We start from the raw sequence: 19,785 nt of genomic DNA on the forward strand, positions 1-19,785 counted from the left end.
CGCCGGCTAGAGACGCCGCTGATCCATTGCAACCAAAAAGGACGACAACATGAATTCGCGCATCACCGTACTGGCCGCAGCCTTGCTCGGCCTGAGCAGCTTTGCCAGCGCCGACAGCATCAAGATCGCCGTCACCGGCCCATTCAGCGGCGGCTCGGCCCCGATGGGGGTTTCCACCCGCGATGGCGCCAAACTGGCCATTGCCGAAATCAACGCTGCCGGCGGCCTAAAAATCGGCGCCAAGAAGTTCACCATCGAAGCAGTCGAGCGCGATGACGAAGCCAAGAACGAGCGCGGCGCCCTGGTGGCGCAAGAGCTCGCTTCGATGAACGATGTGGTGGCAGTGGTCGGCACCGCCAATACCGGCGTGGTGCTGGCTGGCGACAAGTTCTACCAGCAGGCGAAAAAGCCGCGCATCATCGCCATCTCATCCGGCACCGCGGCGATGGGCCAATGGCTGAAAGAGCCGAATCTGATACCCAAGGGCGAGCTGTACATCTTCCGCTTTTCCGCCAACGACGGTGTGCAATGGGATCTGATGATCGATGAGGCAGTAAAGCGCCAGGGCCTGAAGAAGATCGCCATCCTGGCCGACGACACCAACTACGGTGTATCGGGCCGCGATGACCTGATGAAACGCTTTGCTGCCATGAGTGAAGTCGAAGTGGTGGCCAACGAGAAATTCTCGATCGGCAGCAAGGATATGTCGGCCCAATTGCTCAAGGCCAAGCTGGCCGGTGCGCAGGCGATTTTCGCCGTAGGCGTCGGCCCGGAGCTGGCGGCCATTTCACTGGGCATGAACAAGCTGGGCATCAAGGCGCCGATGTTCGGATCATGGTCTTTATCGATGAGTAATTTCCTCGATAACGCCGGCGCCAGCGCCAATGGCGCGATGATGCCGCAGACCTTTATCCAGGAAGACTTCACCCCGCGCGCCAAAACCTTTATCGCCGCCTACAAGGCCGCTTACAAGGTCGAGCGCATTCCCTCACCGGTTTCGGCCGCCCAGGGCTACGACGCGATGAAGGTGCTGGCCGCCGCCATCGAGCAGGCTGGCTCTACCGATGGCAAGGCCATCAAGGACGCGCTGGAAAACCTGCAAAAACCGGTGGAAGGCGCCATTGCCAAATGGGTGAAGCCATACAGCAGCTGGGACCCGGCCAAGCCGGAAAGCCATGAGGCCTTCCGCAAGGAGCGCGTGGTGGTAGGCCTGGCCCGCGACGGCCGGGTGACCTTTGCCCATGAGGAAGACAAAAAGCGCGTCGAGCAGCTGGATCGCTAATCGCACCAGCAACACCTGTCTATCCCTTCTCCCGCAAGCGGGAGAAGGTGGCCCCAAAGGGCCGGATGAGGGTGCGCTGTGTTGAAGTGACACTTGATCAGCCGCCCTCACCCCGCCCCTCTCCCGCTTGCGGGAGAGGGAGAACAACGACCCGATTCTGCAAAAAGGATCACCCGTGGACTTGATGGTTATCGCCCAGATGGGCGAAAGCGGTGCGGCGATGGGCATGGCCTATGCGCTGATCGCCTATGGCTTCCAGCTGACGTTTGCGCCGTCCAAAAGCGTGAATTTCGGCCAGGCCGAATGCGTGATGATTTCGGCCTTTATTGCCCTGTCCTTGATCGGCACCGGCATGCCCTATGCGGCAGCGGTGGTGCTGACCCTGTTGGCCGGCGCCGGCCTCGGCCTGTTTGTCGAGCGGGTCGGCGTGCGGCTGGCCTTGCAGCAAAAGAATGAGGGCTGGATTCTGCTCACCATCATCCTCGGCCTGTTTGGCGCCTCGCTGGCCGAGAATATCTGGGGCCGCGATGATCGGCCACTGCCAACGCCGATTCCCGATACGCCGCTGGCGCTGGGCAAGATCTCGGTTACCTGGTTCGAGATTTCCATCTTTGTCGGCGCCTTGGGGCTGATGTGCATCATCGAACTATTCCGCCGCAAAACCCTGCTGGGCAAGGCGGTCGGCGCGGTCGCCGCCGACCCGGAAGTGGCCGAGCTGATGGGTATCAGCTCACGGCGCGCCGTGGCGCTGGCCTATGCGTTATCGGGCGCCACTGCCGCCTTTGCCGGCATTCTGATCGCACCGATCACCACGGTTGGACCGACCATGGCCGGCGGCCTGATCCTGAAGGCATTCAGCGTGGCGGTGGTGGCCGGGCTGGAATCGGGCTTCGGTGTCATCATCGCCGGGCTGGTGCTGGGGGTAATGGAGAGTCTGGCCAGCGTGTATCTCGGTTCGGGCTGGCGCGAAGCGCCCGGCATCGTGCTGCTGATCGCGGTACTGGCCCTGCGCCCCAATGGGCTGTTCGGCAAAGCCACTATCCGGAAGGTCTGACCATGGCGCACACGCTTTCTCGCAAGGCGGCGGTACGCGCCGTCGAATGTTTCGCCCTGCTGGCGCTGGCGGCCCTGCCCCTGTTGGCGGGCGGCTCACCCTATGCCATGGGCCTGCTGACCCTGCTGGTGATCTACGCCATCTCGCTGATCGGGCTGGATGCCACCGTCGGTTATCTCGGCCAGGTGAATCTGGCCCATGCCGGCTTTATGGGTCTGGGCGGCTATGCCGCCGCACTGATGGTGACCCACTTCGGCTTCAGCCTGCTACCGGCGCTACTGGTGGCTACCCTGGTCGGCCTGCTGCTGGGTGGCCTGCTGGCCATCCCGGCCCTGCGCCTGGAGGGGCCGCAGTTTGCCCTGGCCACCCTGTCGTTCGGTACTCTGGCGGTGCTATGCCTCAATGAGCTGGAATCGATTACCCAGGGCGCGCAGGGCTTGCAAGTGCCGCGCCCGGCCTTGCTGGGACACGGCACCATGGAGGCGCGGCCGTTTTACTGGATCTGCCTGTTGCTGCTGGCCCTGGTGTGGCTGGGCGCCCGCAACCTGATGGAAGGCCGCTGGGGCCGCGCCATTGCTGCACTGAAGGACAGCCCGATCGCCACCGACGCCATGGGCATCGGCGCCCTGCGGCAAAAGGTGCTGGCCTTTGCCTTTGGCTCGGCGCTGGGCTGCTTTGCCGGTGGCCTGTATGCCTTCAATCTGGGCTTCTTGCAGCCGCAAAGCTTCAGCTATGAGTTGAGCATCACCCTGCTGCTCGGCTCGGTGCTGGGTGGCCGCAAGGCCGTGTGGGGCGCCCTGGTCGGTGCCGCCCTGGTGGTGCTGCTGCCCAATATGCTGTCGAACAAGACGGTATTTCTGGCGCTGGGCGGCGCCGGCGCCCTGCTAGCCATCGGCCATGCCTTGCGCGCAACGCTGCGCAAGGAAGCCAGCTTCAGCAATGTGGCGCCAGCCATCGCCATGGCCTTGCTGCTGTTTATCGCCCTGCGCGCCACCGACCTGGAATCGTGGCGCAAAGGCCTGTTCGCCCTGATGCTGTTTGCCGTGGTAGTGGGCCTGCCGGACGGGCTGATGGGCTTTGTGTCGCAACACCTGGCCCAGCTATTCAAGCTGCCCGCCGCGCCCTTGCCGCCGGCGGCCGATATCGACAGCGTGCTGCCACTGCGCAGCGCCAGCACCGCTGCGGTGCTGGAAGTCAGCGATATCAAGCTGCATTTCGGCGGGGTAAAGGCGGTGGACGGCGTCAGCCTTCAGGTAGCCGCAGGCGAAGCACTGGCCTTGATCGGCCCGAATGGCTCGGGCAAATCATCGCTGGTCAATGTGGTGTCTGGCCTGTATGCGCCCACCGCCGGCCATATCACCCTGGCCGGCAGCCGCATCGACGCACGCGGCCTGCTGGCTGCCAGCCGCCGAGGCGTCAGCCGTACCTTCCAGAATCTGCAGATTTTTGGTGACCTCAGCGCCATCGACAATGTGTCGGTATCGCTGCGCGGCGCCTACCGCCTGCCCTGGCCGCTGGTGGCCGCCGGCCTGGGCGGCAAGGAAGAACAGGCGGCACAAAGTGCTGCACTGGCCTTGCTGCGCCTGGTCGGGCTGGAAGACAAAGCCCGCATCCGCTCACGCGACCTCACCTATAGCGACCAGCGCTTTATGGAAATCGCCCGCGCCCTGGCCGCCAAGCCGACCCTGCTGGTGCTGGACGAGCCGGCAGCCGGCATGTCGCACCCCGATGTGGAAAGGCTGAAAGCAGTAATCAGCCAGATCAAGGCACGCGGGATCAGCATCATCCTGATCGAGCACCATCTGGATGTGGTGGCCGAATTGTCCGACCGGGTGATCGTGCTCGACGGCGGCCGCGAAATCGCCCGTGGCAGCGCCGAGGAAGTACGCCGCAATCCGCTGGTGATCCAGGCTTATCTGGGATCAGCCGGCCACACCGATGCCATCACCGCCAGCCCGGCACTGGACACACCATGAACGCACTTGAAGTCGACAACCTCAAAGCCGGTTACAACAAGTCCGAAGTGCTGCATGGCATTTCGCTGAAAGTCGGCAAGGGACAGCTGGTCAGCCTGATCGGCTCCAACGGCGCCGGCAAGACCACCCTGATGCGCGCGGTATCGGGAATGATCCGCCCCAGCGATGGCGCAGTCAGCCTCGCAGGCAAGCCTATCCAGCGCGAAGCGGCATCGAAGATCGTGCGCCTCGGCATGGCGCACTGCCCGGAAGGCCGCCGCGTGTTTGCGCCATTGACAGTGGAAGACAATCTGCTGCTGGGCGCCTATCACCGCCTGCCCGGCTTTTTTGGCTATGCGCGCAAGGCCAAGGCGAGACTCGATCATATCTATGCGCTGTTTCCACGCCTGTCCGAACGGCGCGGCCAGCTGGCCGGCACCCTGTCGGGTGGTGAGCAGCAGATGCTGGCGATCGGCCGGGCGCTGATGTCGGAGCCGACCGTGCTGCTACTCGACGAGCCCTCGATGGGCCTGGCGCCGGTAATGGTCGATACCGTGTTCGACGCCATCCAGGCACTCAAGCGTGAGGGCATCACCATGCTGCTAGTGGAGCAATTCGCCCAGATGGCGCTGGCAGTGGCCGACTATGCCTATGTGATCGAACGCGGCCAGCTGGCCGCCGAAGGCAGCCCGGATGCGCTGCGCCAGGACCCACGGGTGCTGGAGGCGTATCTGGGCTAGGCCTTGTGCGGCAGCGGCCATACAAGTCCTTATCCGCTTTGTTGGCCCAAGTCCCAAGCCATTTCCCACTGCCCGCCCAGCGACTCCGCGCCCATTGCCCGCACCAGGGCAGCGGCGCTCCCGCCGGTTTTCAGGTTGATGAAGCGTAAGGGCAGCGTGCTTTGCTGGCGCATCGCCGCCACTAGCGCGCGGCCTGCGCCGCGACGGCGCCACTGCGGGTCTACGGCAAACAGCGGGGCTTCGCCGCTGGCGGGATTGACCAGGCCAGCGGCGCGACATTGGCCGTCCTGCTCCAGGCTGATACGCAAAAAACGCTGCGGCGTGGCGGCCATGGCAGCCACGCTGTTCTGCCAGGACGGTGCATCTTCGAGCCAATCGGCAAACCCGACCGGCAGTACATTGCTTTCCTCTGAACCCAGCACCAGTCCATCCGGCACCACCACATGGCCGGCATTGCGCAGGCTCAGGCAGTCGAACTGCCGCACCCGCTTGAAGCCTGTGGCTTCATAGCTGCGCTGTGCCATGGTGTTTTCTTCCATCACTTCGAGCCGGCATTGCGCCATGCCGGCCGCCCGCCAGCGCGGCGCCAGCCAGCTGAACATCTGCCGGCTCAGGCGCTGGTTACGCGCTGCGGGCACGACACCACTGGCCGCGTCATACACCACGGGCCGCCCATCCCATGCGCCTCGGCAGATCAGGTGAAAGGCCAGCAGGCGACCACCCTGGAATACCCCGGCAGACAGGCTGGCGTCAAAGCCGCGTCGCCGCAGCATGGTGTCGAGCGCCACCTGATCGAAATTGAGCGGCACGGCATAGTCGGCAAACGCTTCGTTGACGGCTTCAAGCAGGGCGGCATCGGGCACCGCGCTCAAATCATCGATACGGAATTCGCTCATACCTTCCCCAATCGCCGCTTCACGTGAAACGCCGCTCCAGCCAGCTCAGCATGGCTTGGTAGACCTCGTCCCGATTGGTTTCGTTGAGCATCTCATGTCGACCTTTCGGGTAGAGGGTCACCACCACATCGCGCAAGCCGAGGCCAAGATAGCGCTCCGCCAGCTGCTTGCAGCCCTTGCCTCCCATGCTGACCGGATCATGGCTGCCAGCCAGCAACCAGACCGACAGCTTGCCCGGTAGCGTTGCTCCGCCGGCCTCGCGCTGCTCCATGGTCACGATGGCGCCGAACAGGTCCTGCCACAGTTTGGCCGAGCAATCGAAGCCGCAATCGCGGTCGGCCATATAGCGGTCCACCTGGGCATCGTCGCGGCTCAGCCATTCAAAACCGGTGCGTTTGGGGGAAAAGCGCAAATTGAAGGTGCCGAATACCAGCTTGCGCATCAGTACCGACGGTTGATCGAAACCGTGCTTGCGGCCACTGCGGCCGGCTATCCAGCCCATCAGCCGTGCCAGTGGCGCTTGCCGGAAGCCGGTGGCCGACAGCACCAGGCCGTCGATCAGCCCAGGGCGCTGCAACACGGCGGCACGTGAGATGAACGAGCCCATGCTGTGCCCGAACAGCACCAGGGGCAAACCGGGCAGCGCGGCACGCGCCTTTTCAACCAAGGCCAGCAAATCGCCGACCACCAGCGCAAAGCCGCCTTGATCGGCGAAGTGACCTTTGCGCCCCGCCTGCACGCTGCCGCCGTGGCCGCGGTGATCGAGCGCCCACACTTCGCAATCGTGCTCGACCAGGAAACGGGCGAAATCGTCGTAGCGCCCGGCGTGCTCTGCCATGCCGTGGGCAATGACCACGATGCGGCGCGGCGTGGCGGCGGGCCAATGGTAGCGGGCCAGTGTTGCGCCATCGCCGGCAATCTGGGTATCAATCTGCATGGAGAATTCGGAGCGGTTAGAATGGTCGGAGAAAACCGGCAGATGGTGCCGCGCGGTTTTCGCAAAAGCGAATGCGGAAGAGGATAGCGCATGATCTGGTGGATCGCCGTCGGCATTGCGGGTGTATTACTGGTAACCATCGGGCTGACCTGGCGGCGCTGGGCAGAAGCCACCATCAATCTGTTGCGGCGCCGTGCCGGCTATGTGCGGCACAGCATAGGCGTAGATGGCTTCGAGCTGGTCTATTACGAAACCGGCCCGCGTGATGCGCCGGTGATGCTGCTGCTGCACGGCTTTGGTGGCGATGCCGACAACTGGGTGATGCTGGCGCCATTGCTGCGCGAACACTACCGCATCATCATTCCCGACCTGCCCGGTTTTGGTGACACCGGCTATCTCGGCGGCAAATCCTACTCGCTGGATAACCAGCTGGCGCGGCTGAAGGATTTTGTCGATATGTTGCATCTGCAACACATCCATCTGGTCGGCAATTCACTGGGTGGCTATTTTGCCGCTGCCTTTGCCGCCGCCCACCCGGAGCGCATCGCCTCGCTGGCGCTGTTCAATGCCGCCGGCGTGGATATGCCCACGCGCAGCCCCTTCTACGAGGCCGCACTGATTGGCGAAAACTGGCTGCTGGTGCGCAAGCCATCCGATTTCGACCGCATCCTGCAGCTGGTGTATCACAAGAAACCATTTGTGCCCGGCTATCTGCGCGACTATCTGGTGGCGCACCGCATGCTGGTTTCCGATGATCAGGACGTGGTATTTCACGAGATCTTTACCGAGCGCATCTGGCTCGATAGCCGCCTGCCACAGATCTCCGCGCCCACCCTGATCCTGTGGGGCGACGATGACCGCGTGCTCGATATCTCGTCGATCAAGCTATTCCAGGCCGGCATTCCCCATGCACAGACCGCCATCCTGCCGGCCTGCGGCCATGTACCGATGCTGGAAAAACCGGATGCCACGGCGCGGGTATATCGACAGTTTCTTGCCGGGCTGACAGCGACCGCTGAGACGCAAACGGTCAGCGAATCTGCCGATCACGCACTTGCCGATGCCAAGCCGCAACAGGAGCTGGTCTGAAGCGCCAGATAATTGACGCCGTTACACGCCGTTGCGGCGGAATTCGCGCACCACATGGGCCTGGCGGCGGCTTACCGGCAATTTGTCGTGGCAGCCCTCGATCATTGCCAGCCAATGGCCATCGCCCTCGTCGTGGCCACGCTCAAAGCCATTGAGCTTGTCTCGCGCCACCAGGCAGTTGCGATGGATGCGCAAAAAGCGCTCGCCGAATTCCGCTTCCAGCTGGGTGAGCGACTCTTCCAGCAAAAATTCGGCCTCGGCAGTCTTGAGCGTCACGTATTTGAGCTCAGCCTTGAGAAACAGTACCGAATCCACCGGCACCAGCCGCACCCGGCCGCGTTCCGACACACTGAAATAACGACGCGGCGCCGGCGACAAGCCGCCCAGCACTTCCGGAGATGGATGCGCCATCTCCTTGGCGCGCTGTAGCGCCGCCTCAAGACGCTCGAGCCGGATCGGCTTGAGCAGGTAGTCAAGTGCATGGACTTCGAATGCCTGCACGGCAAATTCATCAAAAGCGGTACAGAACACCACGGCCGGACGGTGATGCAGGCGGCCAAGATGGCGCGCCAGTTCCAGGCCATTCATGCCCGGCATATTGATATCGGTGAGCACCAGGTCGGCTGGATGCAGCACCAGCTTTTCAATGGCTTCGGTACCGGTCTGTGCCGTGCCGACCAGCTCATGCGGAATGCTGGCGCGGCAATCGGCCAGCAAGTCCTGAAGCCGGCTCAATGCCGGCGGTTCATCATCAACCAGAAAAACTCTGAGCAGGGCGGTCATGGCGGGCTTTGCGTCCTGGACGGTATGGCAAGGTGATATGCACCTGATAATAGTCGCTGCCAACGGTGGTTTTCAGGCTGGCTTCGGCATCGAAATGCAGGGCCAGCCGCTCGCGGATATTTCCCATCGCCATCTTGTTTCCGGCATGGTGCTGACCACCATCGCGAAAATACGGATTGCGGATGTCGATATGCACCTCGTCGCGCGCCCGATACACATTGATGGCGATGATGCCCGGCGCGGCAGAAGGTTCGATACCATGGTAGACGGCATTTTCAAGGAGTGGCTGCAAGGTTAACGGCGGGATCAACGCATCACCGGGCATCTTGTCGGTATGCCACTCCACTTGCAGCCTGTCCCCCAGTCTTAATAGCTCAATACCCAGATACTGGCGAGCCAAATCCATTTCACGGGCCAGCGGCATCAGGTCGCGGTTTTCTGCCATGAATACGCGAAACAGGTCGGCGAGGTCTTCCAGCGCATGCTCGGCCTTCATCGGCTCCTTGCGGATCAGGCTCAACACGGCATTGAGGCTGTTGAACAGAAAATGCGGCCGGATGCGTGCCTGCAGCGCCTGCAAGCGTGCTTCAGTCAGTAGCGGTGACATGGCGCGGCCGCGCAACTGAAAATAGGCGAGCAGGCCCCAGGTGAGGCCGGCGGTATAGACCACGGTCTTGCCCACCGCCATGGCATCGGTAGGCAAAATGGACACGAGACCGCTGCGCACGGTAATGGCACTGGCCAGCGCCAATGCCATGGTGAGCAACGCGCCACGGCCGTAAGACTGCCGGTGCAGCCAGGGTCCGAGTGCTGCGAGCACACCCATTACCAGCAAGAGTGTCGGTTCCAGCACCGCAGCAGCATCGCGGAACAGCGGCCAGATGGCATAAAGCGAATTGCTGGCTGCAATGCAGGCAGCAATGGCAGCTATATTCACCGTGAGCAAAGTACGCAGCATCACGCCCAGATTGCGGAAATCTGGCAGCTGGTCGGGCACACGTTCTGGCAGCACTTGGGTCATGGCCGCCATTATAGAAGGCCTATGCAGTCGGCATAGTCATCTTGCAAGTCCAAGCCAGAGTCTGGAGGAAAAGCATGTCATTGGCGGTGCTGTATAGCCGTGCCCTGAATGGCGTCAACGCGCCGGAAGTGGTGGTGGAGGCGCATCTGGCCAATGGCTTGCCCGCCTTTGCCTTGGTGGGCCTCGCGGATGCCGAGGTGCGCGAAGCACGCGATCGGGTGCGCGCCGCCATTCAGACCGCGCGCTTCGAGTTTCCGGCAAGGCGCATCACTGTCAATCTGGCACCGGCCGATCTGCCCAAGGAATCGGGCCGATTCGATCTGCCGATTGCGCTGGGCATTCTCGCCGCCAATGGACAGATACCGGCCAGCACCCTGGACCAATACGAATTTGCCGGTGAGCTGGCCCTGACCGGCGAATTGCGACCGATACGCGGTGCCATGACCATGGCGATGGCAGCCAGCCGCGCCGGCCGCAGCTTTATCGTGCCGGCAGCCAACGCCGCCGAAGCCGCCTTGATCAGCGATGCCATCATCTACCCGGCCGACAGCCTGGCGGCGGTATGCGCCCATCTGGCCGGCCATACCGCCCTGCCACGCTATCAGGCAACCATGGCGCCGCCGCAACCGAGCTACCCCGATCTGGCCGATGTCAAAGGTCAGCAGCCGGCCAAGCGGGCGCTGGAGATTGCGGCGGCAGGTTCGCATTCCCTACTGATGGTCGGCCCGCCCGGCACCGGCAAATCGATGCTGGCCGCCCGCCTGCCCGGCCTGCTGCCGCCGCTGAGCCATGACGAAGCACTGGAAGCCGCCGCCATCCAGTCGCTCGGCTCGCAGGGATTTCGCGCCGATACCTTTGGCCAGCGGCCGCATCGGGCACCCCATCACACCGCCTCAGCGGTGGCACTGGTTGGTGGCGGCTCGGAACCGCGCCCCGGCGAAATCAGCCTGGCGCACCACGGGGTATTGTTTCTCGATGAATTACCCGAATTTGATCGGCGCGTGCTGGAAGTGCTGCGCGAGCCCTTGGAGAGCCGGCGCATCGTCATCTCGCGGGCAGCACGGCAGGCGGAGTTCCCGGCAGCGTTTCAGCTGGTCGCCGCCATGAACCCCTGCCCCTGCGGCTATCGCGGTCACCCGAATGGGCGCTGCCGCTGCACGCCGGATCTGGTGGCGCGCTATTGCGGCAAGCTATCCGGCCCGCTGCTCGATCGCATCGACCTGATCATCGAAGTACCGGCCGTGGCGCAGTCCGAGCTGGCAGCGCCGGCAGCGGGCGAGCCCAGCGCAGCGGTGCGGGCACGGGTAGCGCTGGCGCACGAGCGGCAACTACAGCGGCAAGGCAAGGAAAACGCCCAGCTGGGCAGCCGCGAGCTCGATCAATTCGCACCGCTGGATAACGCTGGTGCCAAATTGATGGAGACCGCCATGCACAAGCTGGAACTCTCCGCCCGCGCCTACCACCGCATATTGCGCGTCGCCCGCACCATTGCCGACCTGGCCGGCAGCACCCACATTGGCAGCCCGCACCTGGCCGAGGCGATCCAGTATCGGCGCAGCCTGTAAGCCGAACGAGCCCCCACCAAGGTCCGCCATGAATGATCTTTGCAAACTACTGATGCTGAGCCTTGCCCTATCGGCCTGCAGCCGTGACCCGCAAAGCGATGATCTGCACGCGGCGGTCCGGCAGATGGACAGCATCGTGCATTCGCGCCTGCTACGCGACAGCGTGCATGATGTCGACCCGCAGATGCGCGCCAGTGTCGCAGCGCAAGTTGCCATGAGCAGCATCATCGCCGCCAGCTTCCCGCCACCGCCGGGCAAGGCGGCCTATTGCCCGGGCGACAAACCGAGCCAGAGCTGGTGTGTGGTGGTGATCGGCGACGATACAGCGCGAAAACTGCGCATCGAGGGCTATGGCGAAGACCTTGCCAAGCCAGTGCAGGTGCTTGAAATGGACTTCCCGCCGGCTTGATGCGCCAATGCGCGTACTTGGCGGATTGGCAGAGCGGCATTTCCCTCAGCCCAAAAGCTGTTAGAATCGCCGCCTTCGCGGGCGTCGTATAATGGTAATACCCTAGCTTCCCAAGCTAGAGCCGTGGGTTCGATTCCCATCGCCCGCTCCAGATACGCAAAAGCCAGGCCCTTATCGGCCTGGCTTTTTTGCGTCTGGTTCTCAGAGCAGCCCATCAGCCGTATTGAGCAGCCGAGCCAATAGTCGACACGGGCTAGCCCTATGCCGAGCTGCCGCCCTGCCGGCGAAACGTTACACTTCGCACTTTCCCCATCCGAGTATCGCCATGTCCAGCTTGCGCCGGGTTGCCCTGATCGGCGGCAGCCGTATTCCGTTTTGCCGCTCCAATACGCTCTATCAAGACCAGAGCAATCTCGACATGCTCAGCGCCGCCATCAATGGCCTGAGCGCCCGGTTTGATCTGGCTGGCGTCGAAATCGGCGAAGTGGGCGCCGGTGCGGTGATTTCGCATTCCAAAGACTGGAATCTGGCGCGCGAAGCAGTGCTGTCCACCAAGCTGTCGCCGCTGACCACTGCCTATACCGTACAGATGGCCTGCGGCACCAGCCTGCAGGCGGCCTCGCAGATTGGCGCCAAGATCGCCATTGGTGAACTGGAGAGCGGCATTGCCGCCGGCACCGATACCACGTCGGACGCACCCATCGTGTTCGGGCCGCGCTTTGCCAAGCGGCTGATCCGGCTGGCCAATGCCAAATCGTTTGGCGAGCGGCTTGGCGCGTTCAAGGGCTTTGGCCTGGGCGAACTCAAGCCGCAATCACCGACTGCGGGCGAGCCGCGCACCAAGATGTCGATGGGCGAGCATTGCGAAGTGATGGCCAAGCAGTGGGGCATCAAGCGGGAAGACCAGGATCGGTTGGCATTCGACAGCCACCAAAAAGCAGCCGCCGCGTATCAGGCCGGCTTTTTCGACGACTTGATCGTGCCGCACGCTGGCGTGACGCGTGACAACCATCTGCGCCCCGATTCCACCCTGGAAAAGCTCGCCACCCTGAAGCCGGCGTTCGACAAGACATCCGGCCAGGGCACGCTCACCGCCGGCAATAGCACCCCCCTGACCGATGGCGCCGCCAGCGTGCTGCTGGCAAGCGAGGGCTGGGCACAGGCGCGCGGCTTGCCGGTGCAGGCCTTCCTGACCCACACCCGCAATGCCTCGGTGGATTTTGTCGCCGGTGAGGGCTTGTTGATGGCGCCGACCATTGCGGTGGCGCGCTTGCTCAAAGACACCGGCCTGAGCCTGCAGGATTTCGACTTTTACGAAATCCACGAAGCCTTTGCCGCCCAGGTGCTGTGCACCCTGCGCGCCTGGGAATCAGCCAAATACTGTAGCGAGCGCCTCGGCCTTGCCCAGCCGCTCGGCGAAATCGACCCGGCCAAGATCAATGTGCATGGCAGCTCGCTGGCGGTCGGTCACCCGTTTGCCGCCACCGGTGCGCGCATTCTCGGCACCATGGGCAAATTGCTGGCACAGCGCGGCAGCGGTCGCGGCTTGATCTCGATCTGCACCGCCGGCGGCATGGGCGTGGCGGCCATCGTCGAGCGGCCGTAATGCGCTCTGGAGCAGCCGCGTGCTGACCATCCTGATCGCCAACCCCAAGGGCGGCGCCGGCAAGTCCACCCTGGCCACCAATCTGGCCAGCCACTTTGCCTGGCAGGGCAAGCGGGTGGTGCTTGGCGATATCGACCGTCAGCGCTCGGCGCACCACTGGCTGCGCCTGCGCTCGCCCAACTTTCCGGCCATCGGCCTGTGGGAAGTGGAGGACGACGATCTGAGCAAGCCGCCCAAGGGCAGCGAGGTGGCGATTCTGGATACCGCGGCCGGCCTCAGTGGCAAGCGACTCGAAGCCGTATTGAAGCTGACTGATCGCATCCTGGTGCCGGTGCAACCGTCGAGTTTCGATATGTGGGCCAGCCAAGACTTTTTTGCCCGGCTGGCCAGTGAAAAACAGGTGCGCAAGGGCAAGGTGGAAATCGGCGTGGTCGGCATGCGGGTCAAGACCGGCACCCGCGCCGCCGAGCAACTGGCGGAATTTCTCGCCCAGTTCGATCTGCCGGTACTGAGCTGCCTGCGCGACACCCAGTACTATCTACAAACCCTGCCGCGCGGCCTCGGTCTGTTCGACCTGCCGGCGCCGCGCGTGGCCAAGGATCTGGCGCAATGGCAAGCAATCCTCGACTGGCTGGCATGAAGCGCGTACCGGTCAACCTGATCACCGGCTTTCTTGGCGTGGGCAAGACCACGGCAGTTCGCCATCTGCTGGCCAGCAAACCGGCCAGTGAATACTGGGCGGTGCTGGTGAATGAATTCGGCGAGGTCGGCATTGATGGGGCGGTGATCGAAGCGATGCGCGAGGAGGCGCTTGCTACCCTCTCCCCAACCCCACACCCCCCTGCGGGGGCGGGCGAGTTGCCAGGCCGGCCGCGCGGTGAAACGTTGAAAGTAGTCGAAGTCCCTGGCGGTTGCATTTGCTGCACCACCAGCCCGATGCTGCGGGTGAGCCTGACCCGGCTATTGCGGGAGAGACGGCCGGACCGGCTCCTGATCGAGCCATCGGGCCTTGGCCACCCTGCCGGCATTGTCGATGTGCTGCGTGACCCCTACCTGGCCGCCGCGCTGGAGCTGCGCGCCATCATCACCCTGGTCGATCCGCGCCAGCTCGATGACAGCCGCTACAGCTTCAACGAAACCTGGCGTGATCAGATCGCCCTGGCCGATGTGCTGGTGGCCAACAAGTGCGACCGCGCAGATGCCGCGCAGGTGGATCGCTTCAATGCGATGGCGGCCGGGCTGTATCCGCCCAAGCAGGCCTGGATCACCACCTGCCAGGGCGAGTTGCCACTGGATTTGCTGGATGTGGCGAGCGAGCGGCTAGCGCCGCATTCACCACCTAGTCGCCCCACGATGCCAAGCCGAAAAGTCCCGGCCACAGGCCCAGTCGAAGAACCAGCCTTGCCGGCCAGCATGCTTGCGCCCGGCAAAGCGGCTGCGGTTCGCGATAATCAAGTCGGCGATCAATCCAGCCGTGGCTGGATCTGGGCGCCCGAGCAGCGCTTTTCTGCTGACCGGCTTGCAGCACTATTCCAGCGCCTGCACGACCACGCCAGCCTTAATCTGCCGCCGATTGCCCGTGCCAAGGGGGTGTTTCATACCGACCATGGCTGGTTGCTGTTCAACTGGGTGAGCGGCGAAGCCAGCGCAGTGGAAATTGCCTGGCGCCGCGATTGCCGCGCCGAGCTGATCATCAGCGGCGGTGCGGCGGATTGGTCAACGCTGGAAGCAGCGTGGGCTAGCTGCCTGATCGACTCGGCATAAACTCGCGCGAATCCGGTTCCGACGACGGCACGACAGGAGTGGTAGGCAATGGCAAGGAACGACCAATACCAGCTTACGCCGCAACGAGCCCGTTGGCTCGGGCTAGCGTTTCTGTTGGCCGGGTCATACATACTGGCGCTGGCGATGGGTTGGTTGGCACCGGCCCAAACAGAGTCCGGCTCGCGATTTCCCGTACCGCCACCATGGTGGTTCATGCCAGCGATTGCGCTCACCTTTCTCGGCGCAGGTGGAAGTTTGCTGTGCTATCCGCGCCGCGGGCTGGTTCCCACCCTATGCGGCTTGCTGGCGGCCGCTTGCCTGAGCGCTGATCTGGCCTGGTTTGCCTTGTACTCGGGCGTAGTACAAGGCGAAAAGCGGCTGCTGTTCCTGCTGCCAGTGCTGGTCTGCATCAGTGCCGCCCTGGCCCATCTTCTTCAGCACTTGCAAGGCAATACCGGTAAGAAAGCGAACCATCCTGCCGCCGATACGCCGATCGAGCAGGCGCGCGTCTATCTGGCTTATGGGCGCCGCAATGAAGCGCAAGCGTTGATACGAAAGGCCCTGTCGCGTGAACCCGGCAATGCCGAGCTAATCGCCGCATTGCAGCGCCTGGAGCGCGGTGAGGATCTTGGCTCTCGCTAAATGGCAAGGTGCGATCACCAAGCCCTGCTACGCCCCAGGCTACTGCTACCGCAGATGATCAGGCTGCGTCCAGCTGCGCCACCCAAGGTGTTGCCGCGTCATGCTGCTGTAAACGCCATTGCACCAGATCGTCGATGGTTAGCACCGGCACCCGGTTGGCCAAGCCATAGGCGACGATTTCCTCACCGCGCATCATTTCACCGTCGTCGCGCATCAGCTCGCACAGCAGGGCGCCTGGCGCAAGGCCGGCCAGTACTGCAAGGTCAACGGCACCTTCGGTGTGACCACGCCGCGCCAGCACGCCACCGGGCGTGGCGCGCAAGGGGAAGATATGGCCAGGGCTGACGATGGCGCCAGGGTCGCCGCTCAACGCTGCCCGCGTCGTGGCAACCCGATCAGCTGCCGACACGCCGGTACTCACCCCTTCGCGTGCCTCGATCGACACGGTAAATGGCGTGCCATAGCGGCTGCGGTTATCCGCCACCATCGGCGGCAAACCGAGTTGCTCGACCCGTTCAGCCGACAGACTCAGGCAGACAATGCCGGTGCAATCGCGAATCAAGCGCACCATCTGCGGCACGCTGACGCGCTCGGCCGCAACGATCAGATCCCCCTCGTTCTCACGATCGATATCGTCGAGCAAGGCTACCGCGCCGCCTGCTGCAATGGCGGCAATAGCCGCCGCAACACGCTGGTTGGGGGTGGTGGATTGGAAATACTGTTCAAACATGACAACGCTCCTTGTGAAAATAAAGAAGCGCTCAGGGCAAGGCGCAGCAAGGGCTGCCGCACGATGCGGCAAACCGGCTGGCCAAAGTGGACGCGCAGCGACCTGCCGCCAGAGCAGGGGCGTTGCGCGTTCGTCTTCTCTCATCCGGACTATGACCGTCGGCTCCGGCATTGAACCGGATCTGCTGACCCTGGATGGCCAGGCCATCCAGGCGCTCGCGGGCTCGGCAGCGGCCACGAAACTGGCCGTTACCCTACCGCCGGTGGGGAATTTCACCCCGCCCTGAAGACGCACCGCCCGAAATCGGGCGGCGGCGCATGGTAACAAGGTGGCGACCCTGCTCGCAACGCGGGTTCTGGCGAAAGTGGCAATGTATTCAAAGCCAAAAGCAAATCTGTAGACACAGAGAACAATGAGGACACAGAGCACACAGAGATAAACCTGTTTCAGACTCGTTTCCTCTGTGCCCTCTGTGGTCTCGGTGGCTCTATGTCTACAGGTTTAAGGCTGGTTCTGGCGAAGTACGGCAATGAATTCAAAGCCAAAAGCAAATCTGTAGACACAGAGGACAATGAGGACACAGAGCACACAGAGATAAACCTGTTTCAGACTCGTTTTCTCTGTGCCCTCTATGGTCTCGGTGGCTCTATGTCTACAGGTTTAAGGCTGATTCTGGCGAAGCACGGCAATGAATTCAAAGCCAAAAGCAAACCTGTAGACACAGAGAACAGGGAGGACACAGAGCACACAGAGATAAACCTGTTTCAGACTCGTTTTCTCTGTGTGCTCTGTGGTCTCGGTGTGCTCTGTGCCTACAGGTTTAAGGGGTTTGGGCCCAAGCCCACCCGATCAGTAGCGAATACCGAAGCGGCGATACAGCCAGCTCAGGGTCCAGGCCGGGCCGATCAGCAGAAACTGCAGATCGCGGAAAAACGACGGCTTCTTGCCTTCCACCTTATGGCCATAGAACTGGCCGATCCAGGCGATGACGAACACAGCAATCGAGATACGCAGAATCGGCAAGCCAGCCAGCTGCATCTGCTGCAGAGCCAAAAGGCACAGGCCGGCCATCAGGCCCATGCCGGCCGCCATACTCAGCGACAAGCGTGCGTAAAACAGCAGACTGAGTACGGCGGTCAGCGTAGCGAAATTGGCAAACGGGATAGTCGCCAGCGCACCAGGCACCGGTATGGTCCACATCATGCCCAGCACGGTAAACATGATGGCCGGCACACAGATTTTATGGATGGCGATATTGGTGGCGTTCTGATGGCTTTCGCCATAGGCATTGAGCCATTCATCGAGGGTCATGCTTGTCTCCTTTATTGCGGTTTCACATGAAACACGCTTGTGCGGGACATTTGAGCGCAACTTGTCGCATGCGGCAAGCGCTTGCTTTGCCAGCTGCTTTAACGACCGATTCATGGTGCTTTCGCACTGGCTTCACAGTGGGAAGAAAACAAACGCCAGATGCACCAGCAGTTCGACAAATCTGCCACGGCAGCGGTCTATTCGATCGGCACCGCCTGCTCGCTAACGCCAAAGCGCTGGTAGTAGTGGATCAAGTACAACCGTCTGAGCGTGCCATCGTTGCGCATGGCCGCCATGGCGGCCTCGAAGTCGGACAAACGCGTTGCCAAGGGTGAAAGCCGAGCCACTGCCAGAAAGCGCGGTGTGGCATCGAGCTGGCGAAACGGTGCCTTTTCAATCTGTTGGCCAAGCTGCAGGGTTGCCAGCAAGAACTCGCCCTGGTCCTCGGGAATCGCTACCGCATCGAGCCGGCGCAGCAGCAGTTTGCGGAAATTCACCGCCGGATCGGGCACCGCTTCCTTGCGGATCTGCCGGTCGTCATCGAAACGGTCAAACACCTCGCTGCCAAGCCGGGTGCCCACCGTCAATCCGTGCAGATCTTCATAGCGCTGCAAGCGCCCCTGCTCGCCGCGCCGCAGATAGAACACCTTGTCGCTGGCATGCAGCCGATACGGCGTCTGCAGAAAATGCAGGTATTTCTCGCGCTCGCCGGAGCTCTGCAAACCGATCGCCACATCGACCTCTCCATGCTCCAGCAAGGCCAGGCAGCGCTTCAATGGGCAATCAATTGCTTTGAATTCCAGACCCAAACGTCGCGCAAGCTCACGCACCACTTCGGTATAGGCACCAGCCGCTTGCCCTTGCGCGTCATAGATCTTCCATGGCGCCAGCGTGTTGAAGGCCAGCCGTAAAGGCGCGGCCTGCGCACAGCTCATCGCCAGGGCGAGGTAGATGACAAAGCGGATCATCCCGGCAGTATTCGTGGACAGAGTGCGCAACACAAGAAAACGGGCCGCCGTCTGGCGACCCGTTCACACGGGCGGCTGATCAGTGTGCCACCCCCTTGATCATGTCCTCCACCACCTTCTTGGCGTCGCCAAACACCATCATGGTCTTGTCCATGTAGAACAGGTCGTTGTCGAGACCGGCATAGCCGGCGCTCATCGAGCGCTTCACCACAATTACGGTGCGCGCCTTGTGCGCTTCCAGGATCGGCATGCCGTAAATCGGGCTGGATTTATCCTTGAGTGCGGCCGGGTTCACCACGTCGTTGGCGCCGATCACCAGCACCACATCGGTATTGCTGAAATCGGAATTGATTTCCTCCATTTCCAGCACCTGCTCGTACGGCACTTCCGCTTCAGCCAGCAGCACATTCATATGGCCGGGCATGCGGCCGGCCACCGGGTGGATGGCATAGCGCACATTGACGCCTTTTTCCTGCAGCGCATGGGCAAATTCCTGCAAGGCATGCTGGGCACGCGATACGGCCAGGCCGTAGCCGGGGACGATCACCACCGAATCGGCATTGCCCATCAGGAAGGCCGCATCGTCGGCGCTGCCTGATTTGTAATTTTTCGGCCCGGCATCGCCACCCGCAGCAGCGGCATCACCACCCATGCTGCCGCCAAAAATCACGCTGACAAAGGAGCGGTTCATCGCCTTGCACATGATGTAGCTGAGAATGGCGCCCGATGAGCCAACCAGCGAACCGGCAATGATCAACACCGAGTTATTGAGGGTAAAGCCGATACCGGCCGCCGCCCAGCCCGAGTAGCTGTTCAGCATCGACACCACCACCGGCATGTCGCCACCACCAATCGGCGCGATCAGGAAGTAGCCAAGCACCAGCGATAGCGCGGTCATGATCCAGAACGAGCTGAGCGATTCGGTAGTGAAGTAGTGAATGCCAAAACCCACCATGGCCAGCGCCAGGCCGATTTGCACCGGCTTCACCCAGCCGCCCTTCAGCGGCTTGGCGGCCAGTTTGGCCGACAATTT

Annotated in this window: 19 protein-coding genes, 1 tRNA gene and 1 riboswitch; of the genes, 12 read left to right on the plus strand and 8 right to left on the minus strand. The window is 62.5% G+C overall.

All coding sequences use genetic code 11. The features are described 5' to 3' along the window. The first annotated feature begins 49 nt into the window (after positions 1–49). The 4 genes from ACE3OH_RS00905 to ACE3OH_RS00920 all read left to right on the plus strand — a co-directional run bounded on the left by ACE3OH_RS00905 (position 50) and on the right by ACE3OH_RS00920 (position 5,031). A complete protein-coding gene (locus ACE3OH_RS00905) occupies positions 50–1,282 on the plus strand; it encodes an ABC transporter substrate-binding protein (RefSeq protein ID WP_374347264.1) in 1,233 nt (410 codons plus the stop codon). Between the two features lie 184 nt (positions 1,283–1,466). After that, positions 1,467–2,336: a branched-chain amino acid ABC transporter permease gene (locus ACE3OH_RS00910; protein WP_374347306.1), complete on the plus strand. Its 870-nt coding sequence runs from the start codon at positions 1,467–1,469 to the stop codon at positions 2,334–2,336. Between the two features lie 2 nt (positions 2,337–2,338). Further along, on the plus strand, positions 2,339–4,312 hold the full coding sequence (locus tag ACE3OH_RS00915; protein WP_374347266.1) for an ATP-binding cassette domain-containing protein: 1,974 nt from the start codon (positions 2,339–2,341) through the stop codon (positions 4,310–4,312). Continuing rightward, complete coding sequence (locus ACE3OH_RS00920) at positions 4,309–5,031, plus strand: ABC transporter ATP-binding protein (protein ID WP_374347268.1); 723 nt, start codon at positions 4,309–4,311, stop codon at positions 5,029–5,031. Before ACE3OH_RS00915 ends, ACE3OH_RS00920 begins: the two co-directional genes overlap by 4 nt. Positions 5,032–5,060: 29 nt before the next feature. Here the strand turns inward: ACE3OH_RS00920 and ACE3OH_RS00925 are convergent, their stop codons facing one another. Continuing rightward, positions 5,061–5,927 (minus strand): hypothetical protein, encoded by an 867-nt coding sequence (locus ACE3OH_RS00925; protein ID WP_374347270.1) that lies wholly within the window; start codon positions 5,925–5,927, stop codon positions 5,061–5,063. 19 nt (positions 5,928–5,946) lie between these two features. Next, positions 5,947–6,864 carry a lysophospholipase gene (locus ACE3OH_RS00930; protein WP_374347272.1) on the minus strand — a complete coding sequence of 306 codons (918 nt, stop codon included), beginning with the start codon at positions 6,862–6,864 and terminating at the stop codon, positions 5,947–5,949. A 90-nt stretch (positions 6,865–6,954) separates the two neighbouring features. Between ACE3OH_RS00930 and ACE3OH_RS00935 the strand changes: the two genes are divergently transcribed. Beyond that, entirely contained in the window at positions 6,955–7,953 is a 999-nt protein-coding gene (locus ACE3OH_RS00935; RefSeq protein ID WP_374347275.1) for an alpha/beta fold hydrolase, read from the plus strand. A gap of 21 nt (positions 7,954–7,974) precedes the next feature. On the opposite strand, the gene ACE3OH_RS00940 is transcribed toward ACE3OH_RS00935, so the two are convergent. Then, on the minus strand, positions 7,975–8,736 hold the full coding sequence (locus ACE3OH_RS00940; protein WP_374347277.1) for a LytR/AlgR family response regulator transcription factor: 762 nt from the start codon (positions 8,734–8,736) through the stop codon (positions 7,975–7,977). Then, complete coding sequence (locus ACE3OH_RS00945) at positions 8,705–9,757, minus strand: sensor histidine kinase (protein ID WP_374347278.1); 1,053 nt, start codon at positions 9,755–9,757, stop codon at positions 8,705–8,707. Before ACE3OH_RS00945 ends, ACE3OH_RS00940 begins: the two co-directional genes overlap by 32 nt. Positions 9,758–9,831: 74 nt before the next feature. On the opposite strand from ACE3OH_RS00945, the gene ACE3OH_RS00950 reads away from it, so the two are divergent. The 7 genes from ACE3OH_RS00950 (at position 9,832) to ACE3OH_RS00980 (ending at position 15,743) form a co-directional block, all read left to right on the plus strand. Continuing rightward, positions 9,832–11,322, plus strand: coding sequence for a YifB family Mg chelatase-like AAA ATPase (locus ACE3OH_RS00950; RefSeq protein ID WP_374347280.1), 1,491 nt, complete (start codon positions 9,832–9,834; stop codon positions 11,320–11,322). Positions 11,323–11,374: 52 nt separating this feature from the next. After that, the gene (locus tag ACE3OH_RS00955) at positions 11,375–11,731 is read left to right on the plus strand and encodes a hypothetical protein (RefSeq protein WP_374347283.1); all 357 of its coding nucleotides are present in this window, start codon (positions 11,375–11,377) and stop codon (positions 11,729–11,731) included. Positions 11,732–11,808: 77 nt separating this feature from the next. Continuing rightward, positions 11,809–11,882: transfer RNA gene (locus ACE3OH_RS00960), tRNA-Gly, on the plus strand. Positions 11,883–12,056: 174 nt separating this feature from the next. Beyond that, complete coding sequence (locus tag ACE3OH_RS00965; protein ID WP_374347285.1) at positions 12,057–13,337, plus strand: acetyl-CoA C-acetyltransferase; 1,281 nt, start codon at positions 12,057–12,059, stop codon at positions 13,335–13,337. 19 nt (positions 13,338–13,356) lie between these two features. Further along, complete coding sequence (locus tag ACE3OH_RS00970) at positions 13,357–13,977, plus strand: AAA family ATPase (protein WP_374347289.1); 621 nt, start codon at positions 13,357–13,359, stop codon at positions 13,975–13,977. Further along, positions 13,947–15,101, plus strand: a complete 1,155-nt coding sequence (locus ACE3OH_RS00975; RefSeq protein WP_374347290.1) for a GTP-binding protein — start codon at positions 13,947–13,949, stop codon at positions 15,099–15,101. The genes ACE3OH_RS00970 and ACE3OH_RS00975 overlap by 31 nt, the downstream gene beginning before the upstream one ends. A 213-nt stretch (positions 15,102–15,314) precedes the next feature. Beyond that, positions 15,315–15,743 carry a hypothetical protein gene (locus ACE3OH_RS00980; RefSeq protein ID WP_374347293.1) on the plus strand — a complete coding sequence of 143 codons (429 nt, stop codon included), beginning with the start codon at positions 15,315–15,317 and terminating at the stop codon, positions 15,741–15,743. A gap of 58 nt (positions 15,744–15,801) precedes the next feature. On the opposite strand, the gene ribB is transcribed toward ACE3OH_RS00980, so the two are convergent. The 4 genes from ribB to ACE3OH_RS01000 all read right to left on the minus strand — a co-directional run. Further along, complete coding sequence (ribB, locus tag ACE3OH_RS00985) at positions 15,802–16,473, minus strand: 3,4-dihydroxy-2-butanone-4-phosphate synthase (RefSeq protein ID WP_374347295.1); 672 nt, start codon at positions 16,471–16,473, stop codon at positions 15,802–15,804. A gap of 128 nt (positions 16,474–16,601) precedes the next feature. Next, positions 16,602–16,767: riboswitch (FMN riboswitch) on the minus strand. A gap of 555 nt (positions 16,768–17,322) precedes the next feature. Continuing rightward, a complete protein-coding gene (locus ACE3OH_RS00990) occupies positions 17,323–17,784 on the minus strand; it encodes a DUF962 domain-containing protein (RefSeq protein ID WP_374347297.1) in 462 nt (153 codons plus the stop codon). A gap of 197 nt (positions 17,785–17,981) precedes the next feature. Further along, positions 17,982–18,752 (minus strand): substrate-binding periplasmic protein, encoded by a 771-nt coding sequence (locus ACE3OH_RS00995; RefSeq protein ID WP_374347299.1) that lies wholly within the window; start codon positions 18,750–18,752, stop codon positions 17,982–17,984. Positions 18,753–18,831: 79 nt separating this feature from the next. Next, on the minus strand, positions 18,832–19,785 hold a 954-nt coding region (locus ACE3OH_RS01000), incomplete at its 5' end, for an NAD(P)(+) transhydrogenase (Re/Si-specific) subunit beta (RefSeq protein ID WP_374347302.1).

The organism is Chitinimonas sp., from assembly GCF_041904975.1.
Classification (GTDB): Bacteria; Pseudomonadota; Gammaproteobacteria; order Burkholderiales; family Chitinimonadaceae; genus Chitinimonas.